Annotated in this window: 17 protein-coding genes; 4 read left to right on the plus strand and 13 right to left on the minus strand. The window is 65.1% G+C overall.

All coding sequences use genetic code 11. The annotated features are described in order from the left end of the window. Positions 1-23 precede the first annotated feature (23 nt). Genes O0879_RS02445 through wrbA form a run of 6 tightly spaced genes read right to left on the minus strand, consistent with a single transcriptional unit; the run spans position 24 to position 6,549 of the window. Complete coding sequence (locus O0879_RS02445) at positions 24-1,100, minus strand: carotenoid 1,2-hydratase (protein ID WP_289914471.1); 1,077 nt, start codon at positions 1,098-1,100, stop codon at positions 24-26. After that, complete coding sequence (locus tag O0879_RS02450) at positions 1,100-3,691, minus strand: ABC transporter permease (protein ID WP_289914472.1); 2,592 nt, start codon at positions 3,689-3,691, stop codon at positions 1,100-1,102. Before O0879_RS02450 ends, O0879_RS02445 begins: the two co-directional genes overlap by 1 nt. Next, positions 3,679-4,107: a DUF4124 domain-containing protein gene (locus tag O0879_RS02455; protein WP_289914473.1), complete on the minus strand. Its 429-nt coding sequence runs from the start codon at positions 4,105-4,107 to the stop codon at positions 3,679-3,681. The genes O0879_RS02450 and O0879_RS02455 overlap by 13 nt, the downstream gene beginning before the upstream one ends. Then, positions 4,104-5,519 (minus strand): FAD-binding oxidoreductase, encoded by a 1,416-nt coding sequence (locus O0879_RS02460; protein WP_289914474.1) that lies wholly within the window; start codon positions 5,517-5,519, stop codon positions 4,104-4,106. Before O0879_RS02460 ends, O0879_RS02455 begins: the two co-directional genes overlap by 4 nt. Positions 5,520-5,530: 11 nt before the next feature. Further along, positions 5,531-5,941, minus strand: a complete 411-nt coding sequence (locus O0879_RS02465) for a DUF2069 domain-containing protein (RefSeq protein WP_289914475.1) — start codon at positions 5,939-5,941, stop codon at positions 5,531-5,533. After that, positions 5,941-6,549 (minus strand): NAD(P)H:quinone oxidoreductase, encoded by a 609-nt coding sequence (gene wrbA, locus O0879_RS02470; protein ID WP_099668485.1) that lies wholly within the window; start codon positions 6,547-6,549, stop codon positions 5,941-5,943. The genes O0879_RS02465 and wrbA overlap by 1 nt, the downstream gene beginning before the upstream one ends. A 67-nt stretch (positions 6,550-6,616) precedes the next feature. On the opposite strand from wrbA, the gene O0879_RS02475 reads away from it, so the two are divergent. Next, entirely contained in the window at positions 6,617-7,993 is a 1,377-nt protein-coding gene (locus O0879_RS02475; RefSeq protein WP_289904780.1) for a YihY family inner membrane protein, read from the plus strand. 20 nt (positions 7,994-8,013) lie between these two features. Here O0879_RS02475 and O0879_RS02480 read toward each other — a convergent pair whose 3' ends face one another. From O0879_RS02480 to O0879_RS02495, 4 genes are read right to left on the minus strand one after another with little or no spacing between them, the layout of a single operon-like run. Then, positions 8,014-10,005, minus strand: coding sequence for a WG repeat-containing protein (locus tag O0879_RS02480; protein ID WP_289914476.1), 1,992 nt, complete (start codon positions 10,003-10,005; stop codon positions 8,014-8,016). Positions 10,006-10,034: 29 nt separating this feature from the next. After that, complete coding sequence (locus tag O0879_RS02485) at positions 10,035-11,438, minus strand: PoNe immunity protein domain-containing protein (RefSeq protein WP_289914477.1); 1,404 nt, start codon at positions 11,436-11,438, stop codon at positions 10,035-10,037. Between the two features lie 39 nt (positions 11,439-11,477). Next, entirely contained in the window at positions 11,478-12,290 is an 813-nt protein-coding gene (locus O0879_RS02490) for an alpha/beta hydrolase (protein WP_289914478.1), read from the minus strand. Position 12,291: 1 nt separating this feature from the next. Next, on the minus strand, positions 12,292-13,602 hold the full coding sequence (locus O0879_RS02495) for an O-acetylhomoserine aminocarboxypropyltransferase (protein ID WP_289914479.1): 1,311 nt from the start codon (positions 13,600-13,602) through the stop codon (positions 12,292-12,294). 365 nt (positions 13,603-13,967) lie between these two features. Between O0879_RS02495 and O0879_RS02500 the strand changes: the two genes are divergently transcribed. Together O0879_RS02500 and O0879_RS02505 are read left to right on the plus strand one after the other, a co-directional pair. Beyond that, positions 13,968-14,510 carry a 2OG-Fe(II) oxygenase gene (locus O0879_RS02500; protein ID WP_289914480.1) on the plus strand — a complete coding sequence of 181 codons (543 nt, stop codon included), beginning with the start codon at positions 13,968-13,970 and terminating at the stop codon, positions 14,508-14,510. Positions 14,511-14,734: 224 nt separating this feature from the next. Further along, positions 14,735-15,181: a CBS domain-containing protein gene (locus O0879_RS02505; protein WP_010398828.1), complete on the plus strand. Its 447-nt coding sequence runs from the start codon at positions 14,735-14,737 to the stop codon at positions 15,179-15,181. A 69-nt stretch (positions 15,182-15,250) separates the two neighbouring features. On the opposite strand, the gene O0879_RS02510 is transcribed toward O0879_RS02505, so the two are convergent. After that, positions 15,251-17,512, minus strand: a complete 2,262-nt coding sequence (locus tag O0879_RS02510; protein ID WP_251348430.1) for an EAL domain-containing protein — start codon at positions 17,510-17,512, stop codon at positions 15,251-15,253. A gap of 422 nt (positions 17,513-17,934) precedes the next feature. On the opposite strand from O0879_RS02510, the gene aroC reads away from it, so the two are divergent. After that, positions 17,935-19,029, plus strand: coding sequence for a chorismate synthase (gene aroC, locus O0879_RS02515; protein ID WP_099667641.1), 1,095 nt, complete (start codon positions 17,935-17,937; stop codon positions 19,027-19,029). Between the two features lie 207 nt (positions 19,030-19,236). Here aroC and O0879_RS02520 read toward each other — a convergent pair whose 3' ends face one another. Beyond that, positions 19,237-20,733 (minus strand): HDOD domain-containing protein, encoded by a 1,497-nt coding sequence (locus O0879_RS02520; RefSeq protein ID WP_251348431.1) that lies wholly within the window; start codon positions 20,731-20,733, stop codon positions 19,237-19,239. Continuing rightward, on the minus strand, positions 20,730-22,469 hold the full coding sequence (locus tag O0879_RS02525) for an EAL domain-containing protein (protein WP_099668486.1): 1,740 nt from the start codon (positions 22,467-22,469) through the stop codon (positions 20,730-20,732). Before O0879_RS02525 ends, O0879_RS02520 begins: the two co-directional genes overlap by 4 nt. Positions 22,470-22,798: the final 329 nt, after the last annotated feature.

Below are 22,798 nucleotides of genomic sequence, written 5' to 3' on the forward strand. Positions count from 1 at the left end.
TTGATTTACATATTCGGTAGTGCTTACAACTTCATCGGCTGGACGTAGCCCGTCATTTCCAGGTAGGCGCGGCCCACGGGCTGGCCGTCGCGCTCCACCGTCACGGCGCCTTCCCAGTACACGGCGCCCGTCGAGCGGCGCGAATCGAGTTCCTGGTCCGCTTGCAGCGGCTTGATCTGCCAGCGCGTCGCGCCCGTGCGGATCTCGGTGGCGACCGGGTATTCGGCCTGCGTGCGGGGCGAGCGCCACAGCTGCGTGGGTGTGAAATCGACGTCGCCGGGCGCGAACTGCGTCATCTTACCGGACGCGTCGCGCCATGTCGCGTGCGCCCATAGTTTAGCACCTGTCTTGCTGCGGATCTGGAAGGCCATCAGGGCGCCGCCGTCGTCGAGGTTGGCGCCTATCCAGTTCCAGCCGCTGGCATCCGCATCGAGCACCTGGCTGGACCACTCGTGATCGAGCCAGGTGGCGCCCGTCACGGCTTCCGGCTTGCCGCCCGCGCGCGCGATGGTGCCCGTCGTGCGCAGCTGCGGCTTGCTGTAGTAGTAACTCGATTGCGCGAGCCGGGCGCCCTTGCGCGAGTAGCCGCCAACGCCTTGCAGCAGCACGGGCTGGGTGGGCGCGAGGGTCAGCTGCAGGTTGAATTCGCGCGCGGCCAGGCTGACCCGGTAGCTGCCATCCGTTTGCCGCTGCATGCGCCAGTCGTCGAGTTTCACGTCCGTGTCGCCCACCTTGGCGTAGGCCAGGCCGAAACCCTCGCGCGCGCTTTTCTCGTCGTGCAGCAGCTTGCCCACCTTCGGATCGGACAGGGCCGCATGGCCGATGATCAGCTGTTTCGGCGCAAACGCGCTGGGGTTGTCCGTATCGGTGGCCGTGGCGCTGCGAAAGAAGGTCACCTGGTAGCCCAGTTGTTCGCCGCCGGCCGTTTTGACCCATCCCGTGGCGTACCACCATTCCGTTTTATACGCGGGGTGGGCGCCGAAGTCGTGCGGCAGGCGCAGGGTCTGGCCGGCCGGCAGCGGCGTGACGGGGGCAAAGGCGGGCGGCGCGGCCAGCGCAGGTAGCGCCAGCGCCAATGACAAGATGAAAACACGGCGCATTACCAGTCCTCCCTGACGGCGCGGATGGGGCCAGCGGACAAGGCTTGTCTGCCCGCGATCAGCGCCGTGGCGGCGGCCGCCGTCAGCAGGGCGCCGGCCACGGTGGCGATCAGGGGCCACGGCAAGTGCAGCTGCATGGTCCAGTGGAACGATTGCGGATTGACGATGAAGACGAGCACAAAGCTGATCAACAGGCCCAGGATGAAACCGGTGGCGATGCCCAGCGCCGTCAGCGCGCCGCCTTCGAGCGCCAGGATGGACAAAATCTGCCCGCGCGTCACGCCCACGTGGCGCAGCATACCGAATTCGCGGGCGCGCGCCAGGGTTTGCGCGGAAAACGTGGCGGCCACGCCGAACAGGCCGATGACGATGGCGATGGCTTCCAGCAAATACGTGACGGCGAAGCTGCGGTCGAAGATCTGCAGGCTCAGGGCGCGGATGGCCGACGGATTCGACACTTCCAGGCTGGCGCCGAACGGCAGCGCTTTCAGGCGCTGTTGCAGCGCGTCGCCCGTGGCGTCCTTGGCCAGCCACAGGGCGGCGTCGCTGACATCGAGGTCGCCCGTCAGCGCGCGGTAGTCGTCCAGCGGCATCTGGATGGCGCCGGAAGAGCGCGCATAGTCGCGCCAGATGCCGGCGATGAAGAACTTGTGCAAGCCGCCTGCCAGCGGCAGGGCTATCTGCTGGCCCGGTTTGACGTTGTACAGGTCGGCCGCCGCCTCCGACAGCCACACGGGTTTTACCCCCACCGGCACGGGTAAGGTTTCACCCACCAGTACCATGCTCTTGCCCGGATCGGACAGCAGGATCGGGCGCGCCAGCAGCACCACATTCGGGCGGTCGGGCGCCAGCGACAGCGAGCGCAGGCGCTGGAAATCCACCCTGGCCACCTCGGGCAGGGCGGTGATGCTGGCCTGTTCGCGTGGATTCAAGCCTGCCGTGCCGCCGCTGGCGGCCGTGCGCGCATACACGTCGGCCGGCAAGATCTGCAGCAGCCAGTCGTCGACGGAAACGCGGAAACTCGACACCATGATGGCCATCGCCACCATCAGGCTAAAACTCGACAGCACGCCGCCGAGGGCGATGCCCGCCTGGCCAGAGGCGTTCGCCAGGCGGGCCAGGGTCAGGCTGCGCACGGGCGCATGCTGGCTGGTCTCCGTGCGCAGCCAGGCGCGCTGCAGGAAACGGAAGACGACGGCGGCCAGTTGCGGCATCAGCGCGATGGCGCCGATCAGCAGCAGTGCGATGGACAGATAGCCGAACAGGGGCAGCTCGAACACGGGCGGCAGGAACGTCAGGGCGCCGGCCAGCAGCAGGCAGATCAGCACGGGCCAGGTTTTCGCCAGGCGCGTCGTCACGACTTCCTCGCTGCCCGATTTCAGGGCGATGGCGGGCGCCGCGCGCGCCGCTTCCAGCGCGGGCGCGGCGCAGCCCAGCAAGGCGACGCCGAGGCCGAGGATAAAATAGACGAAGGCGGCGACGGGCGTGAACTGCACCTGCGGCTGCACGCCCGCGAAATAGCCGGCGCCCAGGTCGCCGCCGAAGAAGCGCAGGGCCACGGCCGCAATGGCGTAGCCTCCCGCGATGCCCAGGCCGGCGCCGACGATGCCGAGGCTGGCGCCTTCCAGCAGCACCTGGCGCAGCAGCCGGCCCCGTTCCATGCCCAGCACGCGCAGCAGCGCGAACTGGCCGCGGCGGCGGATGACGGACAGCGCCTGCGTGGAAAACACGAGGAAGGCCCCCGTAAACAGGGCGACGAGGGCCAGCACCGTCAGGTTGACCCGGTAGGCGCGGCTGAGGTTATTGTTGCGGCTATTCTGGTTCTCGTCATTCGGCTGGCCCACCTGGAAACGCCCCGGGTACTGCGCTTCCAGCGCCCGCGCCAACTCGGCCTGGAAGGCGTCGCGGTTGACGCCCTGGTGCAGTTTCAAGTCGATGCGCGACAGCTTGCCCAGCTTGTTGAAGCGCCATTGCGCCGCGCCGATATCCATCACGGCGATGCGCTGGCCGGCGCGCGCGCGCTGCAGCGAACCGGCCACGCGCAACGGCACCGTGCCAGTGCCCGATTGCAGGGCAATCTCGCCGCCTTGGGCGATAGCCAGCCAGCGCAAGGCGGCCGGCGATAAAAAGACGGCGTCGTCGGCCAGGGTGTCGAAAGGCTGGCCTTCGGCCGGTGCGCCGATCAGGTCGGGCGAGATGAAGCCGGCGCGGAAGACGTCGAGCGCCAGGATGTGCAGCGGGCCGCCGTCCTTCTTGCCCGCCACCGTGGCCTGCAGTTCCAGCACGGGCGAAGCGACAGCCACGCCGTCGCGCTGCGCCAGCCATGGGTAGATGGCTTCATCGAACAGCGCTTCGCGCCCGGCCACCTGCACGTCGGCCTGGCCGGACAGGCTTTTGACGGCTGTGGAAAATTCATTGAAGGCGGCCGCGTTGATCAGGTGGATGGCAAAGCCCAGCGATACGCCGATGGCGATGGCCAGGATGGCGACGAGGGCGCGCACGGGATGCGCGCGCCATTCGCCCAGCAGCAGCCAGCGAGAAAGCAGGCGCGTGCCCGCAGGATCGGCTGCCGGCGCACTCAATGCAGGCATTCGACGGCCAGGCGTTCGCCGGCGCGCCGTGCTTTCAATTGCGCCGCATCGCGGTTCTTGTCGCCCGCGCCGACGGCGTCCTGCGCCGCCCATTTCTGCTCCAGGCGCAGCTGCGCGCAGTGCTTCTCGTGGACTTCCTGCTGCCTGGCGCCCCGTTCGCGCGCCTGGTCTTCCAGCTGCTCCTGCTTCTTGCGCGCCGCTTCCATCTGGCTGGCCACCCGTTCCTGGCGCGTGGCGGCGCCCTTGTCGACGGCGGGCGGCGGCGCGGGGATTTCCAGGATTTGCAGCTGGCCGGCCGTGCAGGGCGTGGCGCTATAGCTGCTCTGGCCATCCTTCACGCACTTGTAGACGTCCTGCGCACTGGCGGGACCGGCCAGCAAGGCCATGGCGCATAGCAGGAGGGACGACGGCTTCACAATATCTTCCCCGGATTCATGATGTTGTGCGGGTCCAGCGCCTGCTTCACGGCGCGCATCAGCTGCAATTCCAGCGGCGACTTGTAGTGGGCGAGATCGGCCTTTTTCAGCGCGCCGATGCCGTGTTCGGCCGAAATCGAGCCCCCAAAAGCGTGCACCTGGTCATGCACAATGCGGTTGATCGCATCCTGGTTGGCGAGGAAATCCTGGTCTGTCATGCCGGCTGGCGGCGCCACGTTGTAATGCAGGTTGCCGTCGCCCAGGTGGCCGAAGCACACGAGCTGGCAGCCGGGGAAGGCTGACTCGAGGGCCGCATCCGTGATGGCGATGAAATCGGCGATGCGGGAAATCGGCAGTGAGATGTCGTGCTTGATGTTCTTGCCCGCCTGCGCCTGCGCCAGCGGGATGTGTTCGCGCAGCTGCCACAGTCCCTCGGACTGCGCCACGGAACTGGCGACGACGGCGTCTTCGATCAATTCGTTTTCCAGGGCCGCACCGATGCTCGCTTCCAGCAATTCCACGGCGTGCGCCTCGGACTGGCTGCTGGACAATTCGAGCAGCACATATTGGCCGTGCGCGTCGGCGAATGGGCGCGGCAGCTGCGGGAACTGCTCCGCCACCAGTTGCAAACAGTACTGCGACATCAGCTCGAACCCCGTCAGGCTGGCGCCGCAATGGTCTTGCATCAGCGAGAGCAGGCGCAGGGCGTGGGCGGGCGAGGGCATGGCGGCCAGCGCCGTGATGCAGGCTTTCGGCTGCGGGTACAACTTCATGACCGCGCCGGTGATAATTCCCAGGGTGCCTTCGGCGCCGATGTACAGGTCGCGCAAATCGTAGCCCGTATTGTCCTTGCGCAAGCCGCGCAAGCCGCTCCAGATCTCGCCCTGCGGCGTGACCACTTCCAGACCCAGGCACAGCTCGCGCGTGTTGCCGTAACGCAGTACGGCCGTGCCGCCCGCGTTGGTCGCCAAATTCCCGCCGATGGTGCAACTGCCTTCGGCCGCCAGCGACAGGGGGAACAGGCAACCGGCGGCGCTGGCCGCTTCCTGGATGGTTTGCAGGATGCAGCCCGCGTCCACCGTGATGGTGCGGTTGACGGGATCGAGCGCGCGGATGCCGTTCAGGCGCGCCAGCGACAGCACGATGGCCGTGCCGGCGGCGTCCGGGATGCTGCCCAGGACCAGGCCCGTGTTGCCGCCTTGCGGCACGACGGGGACGCGCCATTGCGCGCAGGCGCGCAGGATGGCTGCCACTTGTTCCACCGTGGCGGGGCGCAGCACGGCCAGCGCCTTGCCCGTGAAACGGTCGCGCCAGTCGGTGAGGAAGGGCGCCGTGTCGGCGTCCAGGGTGAGGACGTAGGCGTCGCCCAGCAGGTCGCGGCAGGCGGCGAGGAAGTCGGCTTGGTCAGTCATGGGCTTGTCGTTCATTTCTTGATGCTCACTTTAGTCACTTTTTCCAGCAATTCCCTGGCCATGCGCTTGGCCGCCTTTTTATATGGGCGCAGATACAGCACGGCGCAGGCAAAATAGATGCAGACGATGGCCGCTTCGCCCCAGGCCATCCGGGCCGAGACGGGGTTCGTGTCGCTGTAGCCGCGCACCACGCCCTCCGTGAAATACAGCAGGATCACCATCGACGACCATTGCAGGGTGTAGACGTCGCGCTTGATGACGCCGTACAGGGGAATGAGCAGGGGCGCCGCCTTCAGGACGACCCAGGAGCCGCCCGGCTGCAGCGGCGCGACGATGGTTTCCCACAGTACGCACCAGACGATCAGGGTGACGAGGCTGGCGATGGCGCCCCAGTGAAAATACTTGTGCAGTGCGCCGTGCATCACGCGCCCGCCAGTTTTGCGGCGTTTTCCGCCAGGCGCCGGCCCAGGGCGATGGCCAGGCGCTTTTCATCGTCGCTCAGGGCCTTGTCGCCGTCTATGCCAGACCAGTGCGTGGCGCCATACGGCGAGCCGCCCGTGGACGTCGTCATCAGTTCCGGATGCGTGTAGGGCAAGCCCATGACCAGCATGCCGTGGTGGAAGAGGGGGATCATCATCGACAGCAGGGTCGATTCCTGGCCGCCGTGCAGGCTGCCCGTGGACGTGAACACGCAGGCGGGCTTGCCGGACAGGCTGCCGGCCAGCCAGTCGCTGGCCGTGCCGTCCCAGAAGTACTTCATGGCGGCGGCCATGTTGCCGAAGCGCGTGGGCGAGCCCAGGGCCAGGCCCGCGCACTCCTGCAAGTCTTCCAGTTCCACGTAGGGCGCGCCGTCAAGGGGCACTTCGGGCGCCGTCGCTTCCGTCACCGTCGAGACGGCGGGCACGGTGCGCAGGCGGGCGTCGCAACCGGGCACGCTTTCCACTCCCTGGGCTATCAACTCGGCCAACTGGCGCGTGGCGCCATGGCGTGAATAAAACAATACGAGAATAATCAGATTGGTTGGCTTCATCATTGGTATTATAGGGCGCTTTACAGCCTGATACGACTGCTGTCATGGCGCCGTTCTGATTTTGCACATGTTTTCAAAATATATATTCCCGTTCTTCCAATACCTGTGGCGCGCCCTGAGCATCGGGCTGGCCGCCGTGCGCGGCCTGACCTGGTCCGAAACGCGCGACCTGCTGCAGTTCGCGCGCCGCCGCGTGCGCGAGGAAAGCCTGCCGCAGGTGGCCGGCAGCCTGACGTTCGCCACCGTGTTTGCGCTGGTGCCGCTGCTGACCCTGGCCCTGGCGATCTTCACCACTTTCCCGCTATTTAATACCTTCCGCCATGCGCTGGAAGATTATTTCGTGCAAAGCGTGATGCCCAAGGGCATATCGAACACCATCCTCGATTATCTGACCACGTTCGCCTCGAAGGCCACGCGCCTGTCGGCCATCGGCGCGGGCGCCCTGATCGTCACGTCGGTGGGCATGATGGGTTTGATTGAGCGCGTCTTCAACCGCATCTGGCGCGTGCGCCAGGAGCGCCGCTGGACCAAGCGGCTGCTCGTCTACTGGGCCATCGTCACCCTGGGGCCGCTGCTGGTGGGCGTGTCGCTGACGGTGACGTCGCGCCTCTTCATGGCCACCAGCGGCGTGGTGGGCGCCGTGCCTTTCCTGGGCGCCGTGTTTTATACGCTGGTGTCGATCGGCCTGACCATGCTGGCGTTTACCCTGCTGTACATCGCCGTGCCGAACCGCGACGTGGATTGGCGCGACGCGGCCTGGGGCGGTTTGCTGGCGGCGCTGGCGTTCGAGGTGGCCAAGCGGGGTTTTGGCGAATTCATCCAGGAATTTCCCACCTATTCGCGCATCTACGGCGCACTGGCCGCCTTGCCGCTGTTCCTCGTGTGGATTTACCTGAGCTGGATGATTACCCTCGTGGGCGCCTTGCTGGTGGCCGCCTTGCCCGTCGTGAAATACGAACGTTGGTGGTATGAGGCGGCGCCGGGCAGCGAATTCGTCGACGCCGTCGCCATCTTGAAAGTGCTGCACCAGGCTTGCCACTGTGGCGATTCGGCCCTGGTGGGCGCCGCCGAGATCCGCCGCAGCACGCGCCTGGGCTTCGAGGAAATGGAAACCCTGCTCGACAAGATGGTGCAGCAGGGCTGGGTGGGACGAGTCAACGTGGAGGGCGCCGTGCGGGTGCAGTGGGGCAAGCGCGTGGCCGACAGTTCCGACCACTGGGTCTTGCTGGGCAATGTCAACCGCATCAGCTTGGCCGATGTCTACCGGCTGTTCGTCTTCGGCGGCATGCGCGTGAACTCCGGCTATCCGGCCGGTTCCACCAATGAACGCGATATCCAGGCCGCGGAAGAAGCGGCAGCCCTGGCGGCGCAGGTGGAAAACGCCGTGGAGCAGGGACTGGGCCTGACTTTGGCGCAGCATTTCGGCGCCGTCAAATGCAACTGAGCGGTCTTAACTGAGCGGTCTTAATACACCACGGGCCGCAAGGCCGCCAGCAGCGCCGCTGCCTTGAACGCGGCCGCATCCTGCGCCCGTACCACACCCAGATAATACGTGTCTTCGCCGCCGTGCATGTTGATCAGGCGCAGCTGATGCGGCGCCAGGTGGGCGGCGATGGCGGCCAGGCCCTCGGCCATCGCGTCGCCGTCCTCGCGCTCTGCCCACGAAAAATCGCGCAGCGCGGGCAGGCCGATATGCTGGACCAGGCGCGGTACTTCATCGACGGCTTTCCAGTCCAGGGTGGTGCCGTAGCCCAGCGTGTGGGCGGCCGTGGACCACAGCAGGAAGAAACAGGCCGCTGCGGGCGTGTCGCCTTCATATTCTTCTTCCGGATCATCCTCCGCCAGCTCGTCGAGCGTGATGTCCACGCAGCGCGCGGCCAGGTCCGCGTCGCCCTGCAAAAACAGGGCGGCCATGCTGCGCAACTGCGCGCGGTCGGCCTTTGCCAGAATTTGCGCGGGCGTAAAGCTGCGGCGCCTGACGGGTTTTTTCTTGCCCAGGCCCATGGCCTCGCTCAACTGGGCCGTGATGGCCGCCTTGAAGTTTTCCACGGTGTCGAACTGTTCCAGCAGCTGGCCCGTGAAATCCATGCTCCAGGCCATGCCATCCTTGACGACATATAAAAAGTCGCTTTGCACGGCCACGCCGCGCAGATGGTGGGCGGGCGGATACAAAGGCACAAACGCCTGCTTGCCGTCCAGGGTCAGCATGCAGGCCAGCCCTTGCGCATCGATGGCGAAGATCAGGTTCTTGCGCAGCCTGGGCGGCGACGACGTCGTGGCGCAATCGATGGCTTCGTACCGGCAGGGCGCCAGCAGCTCGCCCTGGCTATCGACCAGGCCAAACAGGAAGCGGCCATCGATGCGCTGGCTGACGATGGCAATCTTTTTCTTGGTGCCGAAATCCTGCACGGAGCTGTAGGCGGGCGGCACCACGACCTTGCCCATCTTGTCGAGCACGCCGCAGACATTGCGTTCATCATCATCGCCCGTCTGGCGCTCGATGTCGATATAGCCGTCTTCGCGCTCGCCAATGTTGTCGACCCTGTCGATGAGCAGCGTGCCGTCGGGCAGGCGCAGCAAGCGGCTGGCGCCGTCCGGTGCGATCTGCTGTGCCAGGTGGGGGCTGATCACGTACAGGGCGCCGGGCGCGGGCGCCAGCACCACCGTGCCGTTCAGGTCCATGACGCCGTGCGCGTCGGGCTTGTCCGCCGTGGCAAAGGTGATCCAGCCATCGTCCGCGTCGCTGGCGTCCAGGTGAGCGAGGCCCGGCGACAGCGGCGCGATCCAGCGGCCGTACGGCGTGACGAGGCCCAGAATGTCCGGCTGCCCCGCTGCAGCCACCGCGTAGCACAGCGCGTCTTCCACCCATTCCCGCACTTCCAGGCCTTGCAGGAAGGGCAGCGCGTTCGCATCCAGTTCCTCGACATCGGCCAGCTGCGCATCGGCCGTGGCCGACCAGTAGCCAATGGCGGGCGATGCGGCGCCGGCGTCCAGCAGGGGCGTCAGCGCTTCCTTGTCGCCGCGCTGCAGGGCAGAGTGCAGGGCTTGCGCCTCGGCGCGCAGGGCTTCGAGCCCGGCCGCGTATTGCGGCGTGTCGATATCGTGCGGGATCAGCTGCACGCAGTCAAACACCAGCCACGCCTGGCCCCCCGCCAGCAGGGCGCTGATGCCGGCGCGCGCGACGATGGCGGCCGCGTCGCGCGGCCTGTCCATCAGGGCGGACAAGGCTTGCCAACTGGCCTGCGCCTGCGCTATCGGCGCGGCCAGCACGCAGGGGCAGTCCTCGCCATCGCCGTAGATGGGCCAGGCGACGGCTTGCGTGCCGGCGCCGATGAGCAGCTTGAACAGCATGGGGGTATCGAGCCGCCATTCGGCCAGGCCCGTGATCGTATCGGTGTCGAAGCCGGCCTGGCCGGGCAGGAGGGCGGTGCTGAACAGGGCTGCGGTATTGATCATTGATATTTGTCTAAAAGTGTATGGGGTATTCAGGGCGCTGGCGGCATGACCCAGTGCGCCAGGGCGCCGCGCTCCAGCCCCAGGCGTTGCGCCACGGCGGCCGCTTCGAAGGCCCACAGGCCGTAGTAGCCGCCCAGTCCCTGCGCGCGCAAATGGCCGTTGAACCAGTCTTCGCGCACCAGCGCGCCGTGCCAGCCGGCCAGGTAGTGTTGCAGGTGATCGAGCTGCTGCGCGTGGTCGTCCGCGTCGAGGCAGTCGTACAGGGCCGTATACGGTTCGGCGAAATACCATTCGTCGACGGCGGGACGCTGCGGATCGATGGCGGACAGCAGCGCTTCGTACACGCCATCTTCGCCATCGAAGGCCGTCTGCAGGGCGGCGAGGCGTCTGGCCAGGTCGTGACGGCCGAACAGCAGGGTCGCGCCCAGCAACTGCAAGGTGCGCGCGTAATCCGTCAATTGTTCGAAATCAAAGGCGGGCAAGGCGTCGTCTGCGTAGGCCGCGGCCAGGGCTGCGCGCGCCGTTTCGCAGGCGGCGATGGCCGCTTCCAGCGCCGTTTCCACGTCAGGCAAGGGCAAGCCTGCCGTGTAGCGCAGTGAGAAGACCTGGTAAGCCGTGCTGGCGGCCGCGCAAGCCCAGTAGGCGTCGTCGCCGCCATCGTTTTGTGCCTGTGCCTGCGCGCGGACATAGGCAGCCAGCAGGGCGTCGAGGTAGGCGAGGTTGCGGGCAAAATCGAACGCAGTGTCGTACGTCTCGGGCGGCGCCTGGCGCGGCGTATGGGGCCAGGGCGTGGACGAAGGTGGACAGGCATCGGCGCAATCGCGCTGGATGGCCCAGTCGGCGAAGACTTGCTGCAGATACTCCGCTGTCTCGTCGTCGTGCGCGATGGCGCCCGCGCCCACCAGGGTCGTGCCCAGCAGGGTGTAGCCGGGAAAGCGGCTGCTCTCGTAGGCGATGGTGGTCACGCTCTGGATGGCCTTGCCGTCGCTCAGGTCGCGCACGCGGAAGTACACGTCGTCCCAGCCGGCCAGCGGCGGCGCCGCCTGGCCCGCCGCCACGGTGCTCCAGCTGCCGTCGGCCTGTTCTTCATAGGCGTCGAGCAGTTCGTCGAGGCCGCCGGGGCGGTCGATGCGGTTGTTGGCGTCGTATTGCAGGCCCAGTTCGGCCGCGAAAGCCGCCGCGTGGCGGCCCGCGAACACCAGGTACTGGGCGTTCAGGGTGCCGACCAGCAGGTCTGATTCTTGTCCGGCGACGCCGAGCGCCTGCGGCAGCCGGTACCAGTGGTGGCCCGGGATGCCGGCCATGGGACCGCCTTCGGCCGCTTGCGGATTGGCGCAGCGCAGCTGTTCCAGCCATTCATAGCGTTCGCGCCGCGCCGCTTCCGTGCCGCTGCCGCGGCCTGTCAATTCGTCAAACAGGGTATTCAACAACATGGTGCATCTATCCTAAAAAAACACGTGCGTGGCGTGGCGTCATGCCGGCGTGCTTTGCGCAAACGCAAACAGCGCGTCGAGCACGGCGTCCGGTTGTTCGGCCATCAATTCGTGCCCGCTGTCGACCTGCACCACGGTGCCATGCGCGATGCTTGAAGTCAGCAAGCGGGTCGATTTGGGCGGCGTCATCATGTCGCGCGCGCCGAAAATGAACAAAGTGGGGCAGTGTACCGAAGCGGCGGCGATTTCGCCGTTCGCGTAGGCATTGCAGGCGAAAAAATCCGTGTGAAACACGTGATCGGGGTTGAGGGCGGCGATGCGCTGCTTCAGGCGCCGCGCGCCGCCCATGGCATAAAAGCCGGGACTGGGAAACGACGGCTTTTGCGCGATCGACGAGTGCGACCAGATATTGACCATGTCGATGGCCGCCTGTTCATCGCTCAGCGACGTTTCCAGCAGCGCCGGCGAAACCTTCATCGGGTAGGTGGACCCCAGCATGGCCAGGTGGCTGATCCGCCCGGGCGCCAGGAATGCCGCTTCCAGCGCGATCAATGAACCCATGCTGTGGCCGGCCAGCATGGCCCTGGGCGCGCCGGCCGCGTCCAGCACGGCCAGGATCCAGCGCGCCAGGTCGGCCACATTGTCCCTGGCCTTGCCCCCGCTGCGGCCGTGTCCCGGCAAGTCGACGGCCAGCACGTTCCAGCCGTGGTGGGCAAAGTAGCGCGTCTGCAGGGCCCACACGGAATGGTCGTTCTGCGCGCCGTGGATGAAGACGGCCGTCGGTTGATTCGGGTCAAAAGCTTTGCCGCCCGTGTAGCAGTAGGCGGTGGTATTGTCGATGGTGAACAGCATCTCAGGCGCCTTTCTGCGACAGTTTCAGGCCACGGGCCAGGTCTTCGATCAAATCGTCCGCGTCTTCCAGCCCCACCGATAGACGCATGGTGCCTTGCGTGATGCCCGCCTGCGCCAGCTGATCGTCGGGCACGCGGAAGTGCGTGGTGGAGGCGGGGTGGATGACGAGCGACTTGGCGTCGCCCACGTTGGCCAGGTGCGAAAAGATCTTCAGGCTGTCGACAAAGCGCTGGCCGGCCGCGCGGTCGCCGCGCAGACGGAAGGTGAATACGCCGCCCGCGCCTTTCGGCAGCAGGGTTTTCGCCAGTTCGTAATCGGGATGCGACGGCAGCTCGGGGTAGGACACGGATTCCACGGCCGGATTGGCCAGCAGGAAGTCGATGATCTTGCGCGTGTTGGCCACGTGGCGGTCCATGCGCAAACCCAGGGTTTCGACGCCTTGCAGGATGGCGAAGGCATTGTGCGGGCTCATGACGGCGCCGAAATCGCGCAAGCCTTCGCGCCGCGCGCGCAGGGCGAACGGCGCCACCGTCGATTCCTCGGCGAAGACCATGCCGTGGAAGCCCTCATACGGTTCGCACAGTTCGGCGAAACGCCCCGTCTTGTCGTAGGCGGCTTGCCAGTCGAAGGTGCCGCCATCGACGAGCAAGCCGCCGATGGCCGTGCCATGGCCGCACAGGAACTTGGTGGCCGAGTGGAATACCAGGTCGGCGCCATGCTCGAAGGGGCGCAGCAGATACGGCGTGGTGAAGGTCGAATCGAGCATCAGCGGCAGGTGGTGCTCGTGCGCCAGGGCGGCAATCCGGGGGATGTCGAGCACGTCGAGGCCGGGATTGCCCAGGGTTTCGGCGAACAGCACTTTCGTATTCGGGCGGATGGCGGCGCGCCAGGCGTCCACGTCGCGCGGGTCGACGAACGTCGTGGCTATGCCGAAGCGTTTCAAGGTATAGGCCAGCAGGTTCTGCGAGCCGCCGTACAGGGCGCGCGACGCGACGATGTGCGAGCCGGCGCCGGCGATGGTGCATAAACCCAGGTGCATGGCGGCCTGGCCGCTGGCCGTGGCGATGCCGGCCACGCCCCCTTCGAGGGCGGCGATACGCTCTTCCAGTACGGCGTTGGTGGGATTCGAGATGCGCGAGTACACGTGGCCGGCCCGCTCCATATTGAACAGCGAAGCCGCATGTTCCGAACTCTTGAAGGCAAACGAGGACGTGAAATGGATGGGCGTGGCGCGTGCGCCCGTGGCCGGGTCGGGCGCTGCGCCCGCATGCAGGGATAAAGTGTCGAAACCGGGGTATTTCGGGCCGCTCATGGTGTCTCCGCCAAGTTTTATAGTGGCAAGATCGTAACCTGATTTGCATCTGAGCAAAAGGGCTCGTGTGCAGGGCGCATGGCGCCGTGCTGGCGGGGGGCGTGTGTAACCTGCAGTGTAAAAAAAGTGACCGCTGCGGTGCGGCGGTGGTAGGATACCGGATCAGCGATATTCGGGCTGTTTGACCTGTGCGCGTGCGCCGCGCCGCAGGGAAGGCTGCTACGTGCCAGCGAAATCCTGGGCTTCAGGCGAACTCTCATCGCATGTCCACCAGGAAAGATTTTATGCCCGCAATATCGTTCGACGGCGCCCTTGCCGTACCCGGACCTTCTATCGTCGACGGCCTGTGCCACGCAGGCTGGCTCATGCAAGAGCATTTTATCTCCCCTGAACTGAGCCGCCAGCTGGCCGCCGAATGCGTGCAATCCATGCTCAGCGGCAAGATGAAGGGCGCCGGCGTGGGCAGCGGCCATGCGCCGCTGCTGCAGCCGGACATCCGCGGCGACCATATCGAATGGCTGGAAACGGGCCGCTCAACCGCTTGCGACCGTTACCTGGAACACATGGAAGCGCTGCGCTGCATGCTCAACCGCGAGCTGTTCCTGGGGCTGGACGAGTACGAAAGCCACTTCGCCCTGTACGCGCCGGGCGCCTTTTACCGGGCCCATCTGGACCGTTTCCGCGACGACGACAAGCGCACGGTGTCCGTCGTGCTGTACCTCAACGATGACTGGCTGCCGGAGCACGGCGGCGCGCTGCGCCTGCACCCGCAGGGCGGCGAGCACGTCGATATCGCGCCGCAAGCGGGCCGCATGGCCATGTTCATGTCGGGCGAGATGCTGCACGAAGTGTTGCCGACGGCGCGCGAGCGCCTGTCGATAGCAGGGTGGTTCCGCCGTAGAGCATGAAAAAAACTACTGCGCGTCGCGGGGCACGGCCGGCGATGCTCACGGCACTCGCGTACCGCTGCGCTTCTCGGCCGCGCCGCGCATCCGCTCGCTACGTTTTTCTTGCCCGACAATCCCCGTCGATTTGATTGCGCGCAAGGCTGGATTTTTCCGCAGGCATAGGCTACAGTCGCAGTAAGGGCTAGAATAACTAAAATACCAATCACGCGGACAGGACGGCCAATATGAAAGTATCTGAAATTCTCCAAGTCAAGGGCAATATCCTCTACACGGTCACGCCTGACCAGCCCCTGCTTGACGCGGCCAATACCATGGCTGAAAAGGACATCGGTTCGCTGGTGGTCATGGAGTTTGGCGACCTGGTCGGCATGCTGACCTTTCGCGAAGTGTTGAACGCGCTGCATGAAAATGCGGGCCAGATCGGCGGCGGCACCGTGCGCAAGCACATGGACGACCACCCGATCACCGTCACGCCTGACACGGAAGTCAATGAAGTGCGCCGCATCATGCTGGAAAAGCATGCGCGCTACCTGCCCGTCATGAATGCCAAGACCTTGCTGGGCGTCATTTCCTTCTACGATGTGGCGCGCGCCGTGCTCGAAGCGCAAAGCTTTGAAAACCAGATGCTCAAGGCCTATATCCGCGACTGGCCGGCCGAAACCACCGACTAAGCTTCACTCATGCAGTAAAAACAACGCCGGCATCTGCCGGCGTTTTGCATTGTCTATCCAGGGTGGCGTCTATGCGGCGCCCTGCAGCGCTTCATTGTTGAGCCAGCTGCCCAGCGCCGTGGCCGTCATGGGGCGGGCGAACAGGAAACCTTGTGCCATGGGGCAGCCCAGCGCCTGCAGGATCTGCGCCTGGCGCTCGTCTTCCACACCTTCCGCGATGACTGCCAGGCCCAGGTTGCGGCCCAGCTGGATGACCATTTCGGCGATGCTGCTGCCGCGCGCGGAACCCGTGATTTCCGTCACGAAGGCGCGGTCGATCTTCAGGCGATCCACTTGCAGGCGCTGCAAATACGACAGCGACGAGAAGCCCGTGCCGAAGTCGTCGATGGCGATGCTCACGCCCGTTTGCTTGATCTGCCACAACATCTTGATCAATAAATCAGGCTCTTCCATGGCCATCGATTCCGTGATTTCCAGCTCGATGAACTCGGGCGGCGCCTGCGTCTCTTCCAGCGCGGCGCGCAGCATTTCCAGGAACAGGGGGTGGCGGAATTGCACTTGCGACACGTTGACGGACATGACGAAGTTGCGGTGACCCTGCTCGCGCAGCAGCACCAGTTCGCGGCACGCCGTGCGCAGCACCCATTCGCCCAGGTCGATGATGATGCCGGAATACTCGGCGATGGGAATAAAACGGTCGGGCGAGATGAACTTGCCGTCCGGCGTCTGCCAGCGCAGCAGCGCTTCGGCGCCCACGGGGCGGCGCGTGGTCAGGTCGATCTGCGGTTGATACACGACAAACAGCTGGCCCTGGCTGAAAGCCGTGCGCAGCGCGTGCATCATGCGCACCCGTTCGCGGATTTCGATGCCCATGCTGCGCGAGAAATAGAAATGCCCGGCGCGCTGCTGGCTTTTCGCCCGTTTCAGGGCGATATCGGCATCTTTCAGCGCATCGGCGCCCGTGCCCGCATGTTCGCCCAGCCGCACCAGGCCCAGCGTGGCGGACAATTGCACGTCCTGGCCATCGATGCTGAACGGCGCCTGGAACAGGGCCAGGATCTTGGTCGGATTGACTTGCGACGAGTCGCCCAGTACGCAAAAGATGTCGCCGCCCAGGCGCGCCACGGTCAGCTGCGGGCCCAGCTGGGTCTGCAGGCGTCCCGCCACGGCCACGAGCAGCATGTCGCCGAACTGGTGGCCCAGCGCGTCGTTGGTCTCGGCAAAATGGTCGAGGTCCACCAGCGACAGGGTGGCGTCGTCGCGCGCGGGACCGGCCAGGGTGGCGTCGAGGATTTCCACCAGGCGCGTGCGGTTGGGCAGCTTCGACAACTGGTCGTAGAAGGCGGCATTGTGCAGGTGCGACACCAGCTCGACGTTGTCGAGGCCCACGGCGACGTTGCTGCAGAATACTTCCAGCAGGCTTTCATCGATGGCCGAGAGGGGGCGCGGCAGCACCAGGTAGGCGGCCGCGTCGCGGCTGGCCTTGCCCGCGAAGTACAGGGTGGCGTAGTCGTGCGCGTACACATTGCGCCGCTGCGCCAGCGTGTGCTCGACGGCGGCCATCACGCGGGGGTTTTGCAGGCCGCACAGGGCGCTGTGCGGCAAGCTGGAAAAGCTGCCCGTGCAGGCCGAGACGAGCAGTTCCCGCGAACCGTTGTCCTGCAAGTCCTGCACGCACAGCACGCCGTCGGCGCGGATGCCCAGCAGGTCGGCGATCTGCGCCAGTACGCCGGCCGAGAAGTTTTGCACGCCGTGCAGCGCCATCAGCTGCGTGCTGGCGTGGACGATGCGGTCCAGGCCGCGTCGGCTGCTGCTGATCGAACGGATCTGCTCGTACGAGCGGATGGCCGCCGTCACCGTGGTGAACAGCTTGATGCGCGTCAACTCGGACTTGGTCTTGTAGTCGTTGATGTCGAAATCGCGGATGGCGTCGATTTCCGGCGCATAGCCGGGCTGGCCCGTGCGCAGGATGATGCGCACGTCCGTCATCTTGAGGGTTTCGCGGATATAGCGCACCAGGTGCAGGCCCGCGTCATCCTGTTCCATCACCACGTCGAGCAGGATGACGGCGATATCGTCTTCATGCTTGAGCAGTTCGCGCGCCTGGCCGGCCGAATACGCATGCACGAATTCCAGCGGGCGGTGCTGCATTTCCAGGTTGCCCAGGGCGAAAGTGGTGGTGGAGTGGACGTCTTCATCGTCATCGATGATCATCACCCGCCAGACGCTGCGCGGTGCGACGGCCAGCGGCGCCGCTGGTTGCTCATCGAGGAATACCAGGTCGTCGTGATCGTCCTTGTTGGCGTCAAGGGGGATGATCGGTGCGGGCATGTATAGCTTCTCCAGGATGACTCGATATTTTTACGAGCACGTCACAAAAAGCCCATGGCGTTGTTGCGTTGCCTCGCCGTACTTGCGTACTGTCTTCGGCAACGCGCCTAGCCCTGGGCATTTTGTGACGTGCTCTCGGCGCAGCCCAAATGCGGTTTGGTAACCTGTATTGTGTAGCGCGCTTTGATCCAAGTATATAGCTATTTAATAAGCAAAATGTTTTTTTAAGTCTATTCTGTGGAGCAATATTTCTTGAATTGCATGATTGCAACTCTTATTTGGTATTTTTTACATGAAAAAATACGCGGGATTTTAAAATGGCGAGACGGGCGGGGGAATATCGGGTCCTGGTGGGGCATTAGCGGCATGGCATGCCCCGCAGGCTGGTAGAATTGAGTTTTCCAGTCCTCACACTTCCTACTATGTCCGGCAATTCTTTTGGCAAGCTGTTTACTGTTACCACTTTCGGCGAATCGCATGGCCCGGCCATCGGCTGCGTGATCGATGGCTGTCCTCCGGGATTGATCCTGTCGGAAGCCGATATCCAGCCCGAGCTGGACCGCCGCAAGCCCGGCACGTCGCGCCATGTGACGCAGCGCCAGGAATCGGATACGGTGGAAATCCTCTCCGGCGTGTACCAGGGCGTGACGACGGGCACGCCGATTGCCCTGCTGATCCGCAATGAAGACCAGCGCAGCAAGGATTACGGCAATATCGCGGAAAGCTTCCGCCCCGGTCACGCCGACTACACCTACTGGCATAAATACGGCGTGCGCGATCCGCGCGGCGGCGGACGCTCGTCGGCGCGCCTGACGGCGCCCGTCGTGGGCGCGGCGGCGATCGCCAAGAAATGGCTGCTGCAGCAGTACGGCACCACGTTCAAGGGCTGCATGAGCCAGCTGGGCGACATTCCCGTGCCGTTCCAGTCGTGGGAGCACGTGCATGCGAACCCGTTCTTTGCCGCCAGCGGCGACGCGGACCTGATCGCGCGCATGGAAGAGGCCATGGACCAGCTGCGCCGCGACGGCGATTCCATCGGCGCGCGCATCGACGTGATTGCGCAAAACGTGCCGGTGGGACTGGGCCAGCCCATCTACGACAAGCTCGACGCCGACATTGCCTACGCCATGATGGGCATCAATGCCGTCAAGGGCGTGGAAATCGGCGCCGGTTTCGATTCGGTGGCGCAAAAGGGTTCCGAGCACGGCGACGAACTGACGCCGGAAGGCTTTATCGGCAATAACGCGGGCGGCGTGCTCGGTGGTATTTCGACGGGGCAGGACATCAGCGTCTCGATCGCCATCAAGCCGACGTCGTCGATCCGCACGCCGCGCCGCTCGATCGACAAGGAGGGCAATCCCGTGATGGTGGAAACGTTCGGCCGCCACGACCCGTGCGTGGGCATCCGCGCCACGCCGATCGCCGAAGCCATGCTGGCGCTGGTGCTGATCGACCACGCCCTGATGCACCGCGCGCAGTGCGGCGATGTCAGCGTGAACACGCCGAAGTTGAAGTAAGCTGAATGTTGTCGGATGACGGGTCTGCGGCCCTGATCCGACCTGCGACCTGGATGGTCGTTTTCTCGTTTAACAACGACACTTGCGACACCTGACAAAACCGTAGCGAGCGGAAGGGAGAGGTGGCTAAGAAGCGCAACCGTACTCTAGTACGGTGAGCATCGCAGGCCGCCTATGCCGACGCGCAGTAGGTTTGGTCAGGTGTTCTCATGCCACCTTATTCGCCACCAATTCCAATTGGTGGCGCATCTCCACCGACTGCACCAGCAACGCCCGGATATCGTTGATCAGGTTGAACTCCGTCTGGTTCAACTGGATCGGCGGGAAGCTGTCGTCCCAGTCGCCGTATAAAAATCCCGTGGGGTGGCCGTTGGCCGACAGGGGCAGCACGACGAAGCTGCGCGCTTCGGACAGCGTCGCTTTCCACCATTGCGGCAGCTTGGCGGCAAATTTCGGGTCGCGCGCGTTGTCGATGAAGATCACGCGGTCGCTGTTGAGGGCCGCGTGGAAGACGTTCGGTTCATACGCGTCGCCAAACACCATCAGGTCCTGCAAGTCGGCCATGCCTTCGCCCATGCTGATGCGCGCCGAATACAGATGATCCCTGTGGTTGCGCACGAACGCCACCGAGCGCGAAAAATCGAAGCCCTGGTGCAGCGTTTCGAGCGCCATCGAGACCATCTGGCCCGGGCTGGCGCTGCCGATGGCGCCGCGCAGGTCGGCCAGGCCGCCGATCAGCACGCGGTTGCCTTCGGCGCGCATGCGCGTCGACGCCAGCTGGCGCGCGCGCCGCTCGGCCGGTTTCGACAGGGGCGCGATCGACAGGTCGGCCGCCGCCATCGCCTTGGCCTTGTCCACCGCCACCACCAGGTCGGTCGCGGTGATGCCCAGGGTGCCCGCATAATCGTCGATCAGCGCGTGCACCTGCGCCGCGCCGGCCGCATCGTCATGCCACAGCGAGTCGGCGCAGCGCGCCGCCATCGTCGACAGGCCCGCCATCCAGTCGGCGCCGCTGACGGGCGCATTGTCCGGCGACGGGTCCATCGGACGCATGCCGTTGATCAGGTGTTGCGGCAAGCCCCAGTGGGCGGCCGTGGCATAGCCCACTTCCGGCAGCGACAGGCCGAGGATTTCGCGCGCGGCGGCCGCCTCGTTGCCGGGACCCGCATGCGCCTGCATGCGCGCCCAGAAGTCCGTCATGTAGAACGTCACCATCATGCGGCCCAGGGTGTGCAGCATCGAGCAGACGACGGCTTGCTCCGCCTGCAGGCTGCCGGCGCTGGTGGCCACCTGCTGCGCCACCATCCCGGCCAGCACGGCCTTTTCCATTTCCACGTGGGCGCTGACGGAATCGGGCGACGCCTGCGACAGTTCCTCGATCAGTTTCAGTCCCAGCGCCAGGTGGCCGATGGCGTCGATGCCCAGCACCAGCACGGCCTTCGAGACCGTGTTGACGCGCTGGCCGAAGGCGGAATACATGCCGCTGTTGGCCAGCCGCAGCACCTTGTGCGTGAGGACAGGGTCGGACAGCACCGTTTGCGTGATGTCGAATTCGTGGTCATCCTCGCCGCGCATGGCGCCGAGGATGGCGCTGATGGCCTTCGCGAAGCCGGGCATGTCGCCCTGCTGGCGCGTGCGCGCCCACAGCAGGTCCAGGGTGTTTTTGCCGAGCTGTGTCGGCGCCGTGAAATGACCTGGATTCATTGCACCCCTCCGCGCGGTTCATTGGCAGACGGCGCAGGCACCAGCGCCGCATAGGTTTTGTCGCTCAAGGCCGATAGCGCGGCGTGGGCCGGCATCGGTTTGCCCGTCAGGTAGCCTTGCACATACTGGCAGCCGCGCGATTCCATGAAGTGCATCTGCTCTTCGGTTTCCACGCCCTCGGCCACCACGGACAGGTTCAAATGCTTGGCCAGGTCGAGAATGGTGTTGCAGATGGCCGCATCCTTGCTCGATTCGGGCAAATCCTTGATGAAGGTGCGGTCGATCTTCAGCACGGAAATGGGGAAGCGCTTCAGATACGCGAGCGAAGAGTAGCCGGTGCCGAAATCGTCGATGGCGATGCGCGCGCGGCGCTCCGTCATCTTGACGAGGATGGTTTCCGCATGCACGGGGTCGATCATCAGGGTGCCTTCCGTAATTTCCAGCACCAGGTGTTCGCCGGACAGCCCCGAAAACGCGATGGCGTCGTCGAGGATATCGAGGAATTTGTCGTTGCGGAACTGGCGCGGGCTGATGTTGACGGAGATGTACAGCGGTCGTTTGGCCACTTCCTGGAACTGCTTGAGCTGTACGCAGGCCGCCTTCAGCGCCCAGGCGCCCAGCAGGTTGATCAGCCCATTGGCTTCGGCAATCGGAATGAAGCGCACGGGCGGCACCAGGCCCAGGGTCGGGTGCTTCCAGCGCATCAGGGTTTCGAAACCCTGGATCTGCCGCGTGTGCGCATCGACGATGGGCTGGTAAAAGAGTAAAAACTCGCCTTCGCGCACGGCGTGGAACATGGCCGCTTCCAGCGAAATATCGTGTTCCGACGGGCCGTTCAGGCGCGGGCTGTAGACCAGGCAGCGGGCCTTGCCCGTTTCCTTGGCGCGCGACATGGCCGCATCGGCCAGCGCCACCAGGCGCACTTCATCTTCCGCATGCAGCGGATAGATCGATACGCCGACCGAGGCGCCGACATAGATCGTGTGGCCATCGACTTCGAACGGCGCCTGCAGGGTCGCCAGCAGGCGGCCCGTCACCAGCTTGATCTGCGCGTCCGTGGCGCTGCCGGGCAGCACGGCGACGAATTCATCGCCGCCCACGCGCGCCAGGGTGTCGCTGTCGCGCAGCGTCTTGCGCAGGCGCGCCGCGGCCAGGCGCAGCACGGCGTCGCCGACGGGGTGGCCCAGGCCATCGTTGACCTTTTTAAAGCCATCGAGGCCGATCGTGGCGACGGAAAACCCCTGGCCCGAACGGGCGGCCTGGGCGATCACCATGCGGATGCGGTCCGACAGCAGCAAGCGGTTCGGCAAGCCCGTGAGCGCATCGTGCGTGGCCATGTGGCGCAGGCGTTCTTCCGTATTGTGCTGGGCCGACGTGTCGCGCCCGACCACCAGCAATTCGGCCACGCCGGCCGCGTTCATATATGACGACAGGCGCAGCTCGAACCAGATTTCCTGGTCCGGCGTCTGCAGGCGCACTTCCAGGCGGCCCGGTTCTTCCAGGGCGTCTTCCAGCGCCGCTTGCAGCGCCGCGCGCGACGCTTCGGCGGCCAGCGGCAGCAGTAAATGGCCGGACAGGCCCGCGGGTGCGCCAAACAGGGTGGCCGCGCGCTTGCTGGCGAACAGGATCAGGCCGTCCGTATCGAGCCGGAACACGACGTCGCCTGCCTCTTCCATGAGGTTGTCCAACTCGTGGCGAGCCTCGCGGTGGGCGGCGGATGGGGTACTGGAAAACATCGTGCTGGCTTTTACCTTTTTGTTATCAGTGCCGGCGCTCGCTGCAGGGCAGGGCGCCAACGGAAAGAATGCATCGTGCGTGACGCGTGCCATAGTGGCCGGAAGGCGGCTATCGGAACGCGATCCACACGAAATGTATCATTGAAAAGCACCCGATTACATGAAATAGAGCAACATTGCTTCAGGTTTTGTAAATATTCCTGCCTTCCATGAAAAAAATCATGCCGCGCGACACACGCAGGCATTTTCGTTCCACATGGAAACATTTATCTGCGCTTGCTTCCACTGGCGCGCTTGCCCCGTCATGCGCTTTGCGCTAGTCTGGCTGG

This window comes from Janthinobacterium sp. SUN120 (genome assembly GCF_030397735.1).
Lineage (GTDB): Bacteria > Pseudomonadota > Gammaproteobacteria > Burkholderiales > Burkholderiaceae_D > Janthinobacterium > Janthinobacterium kumbetense.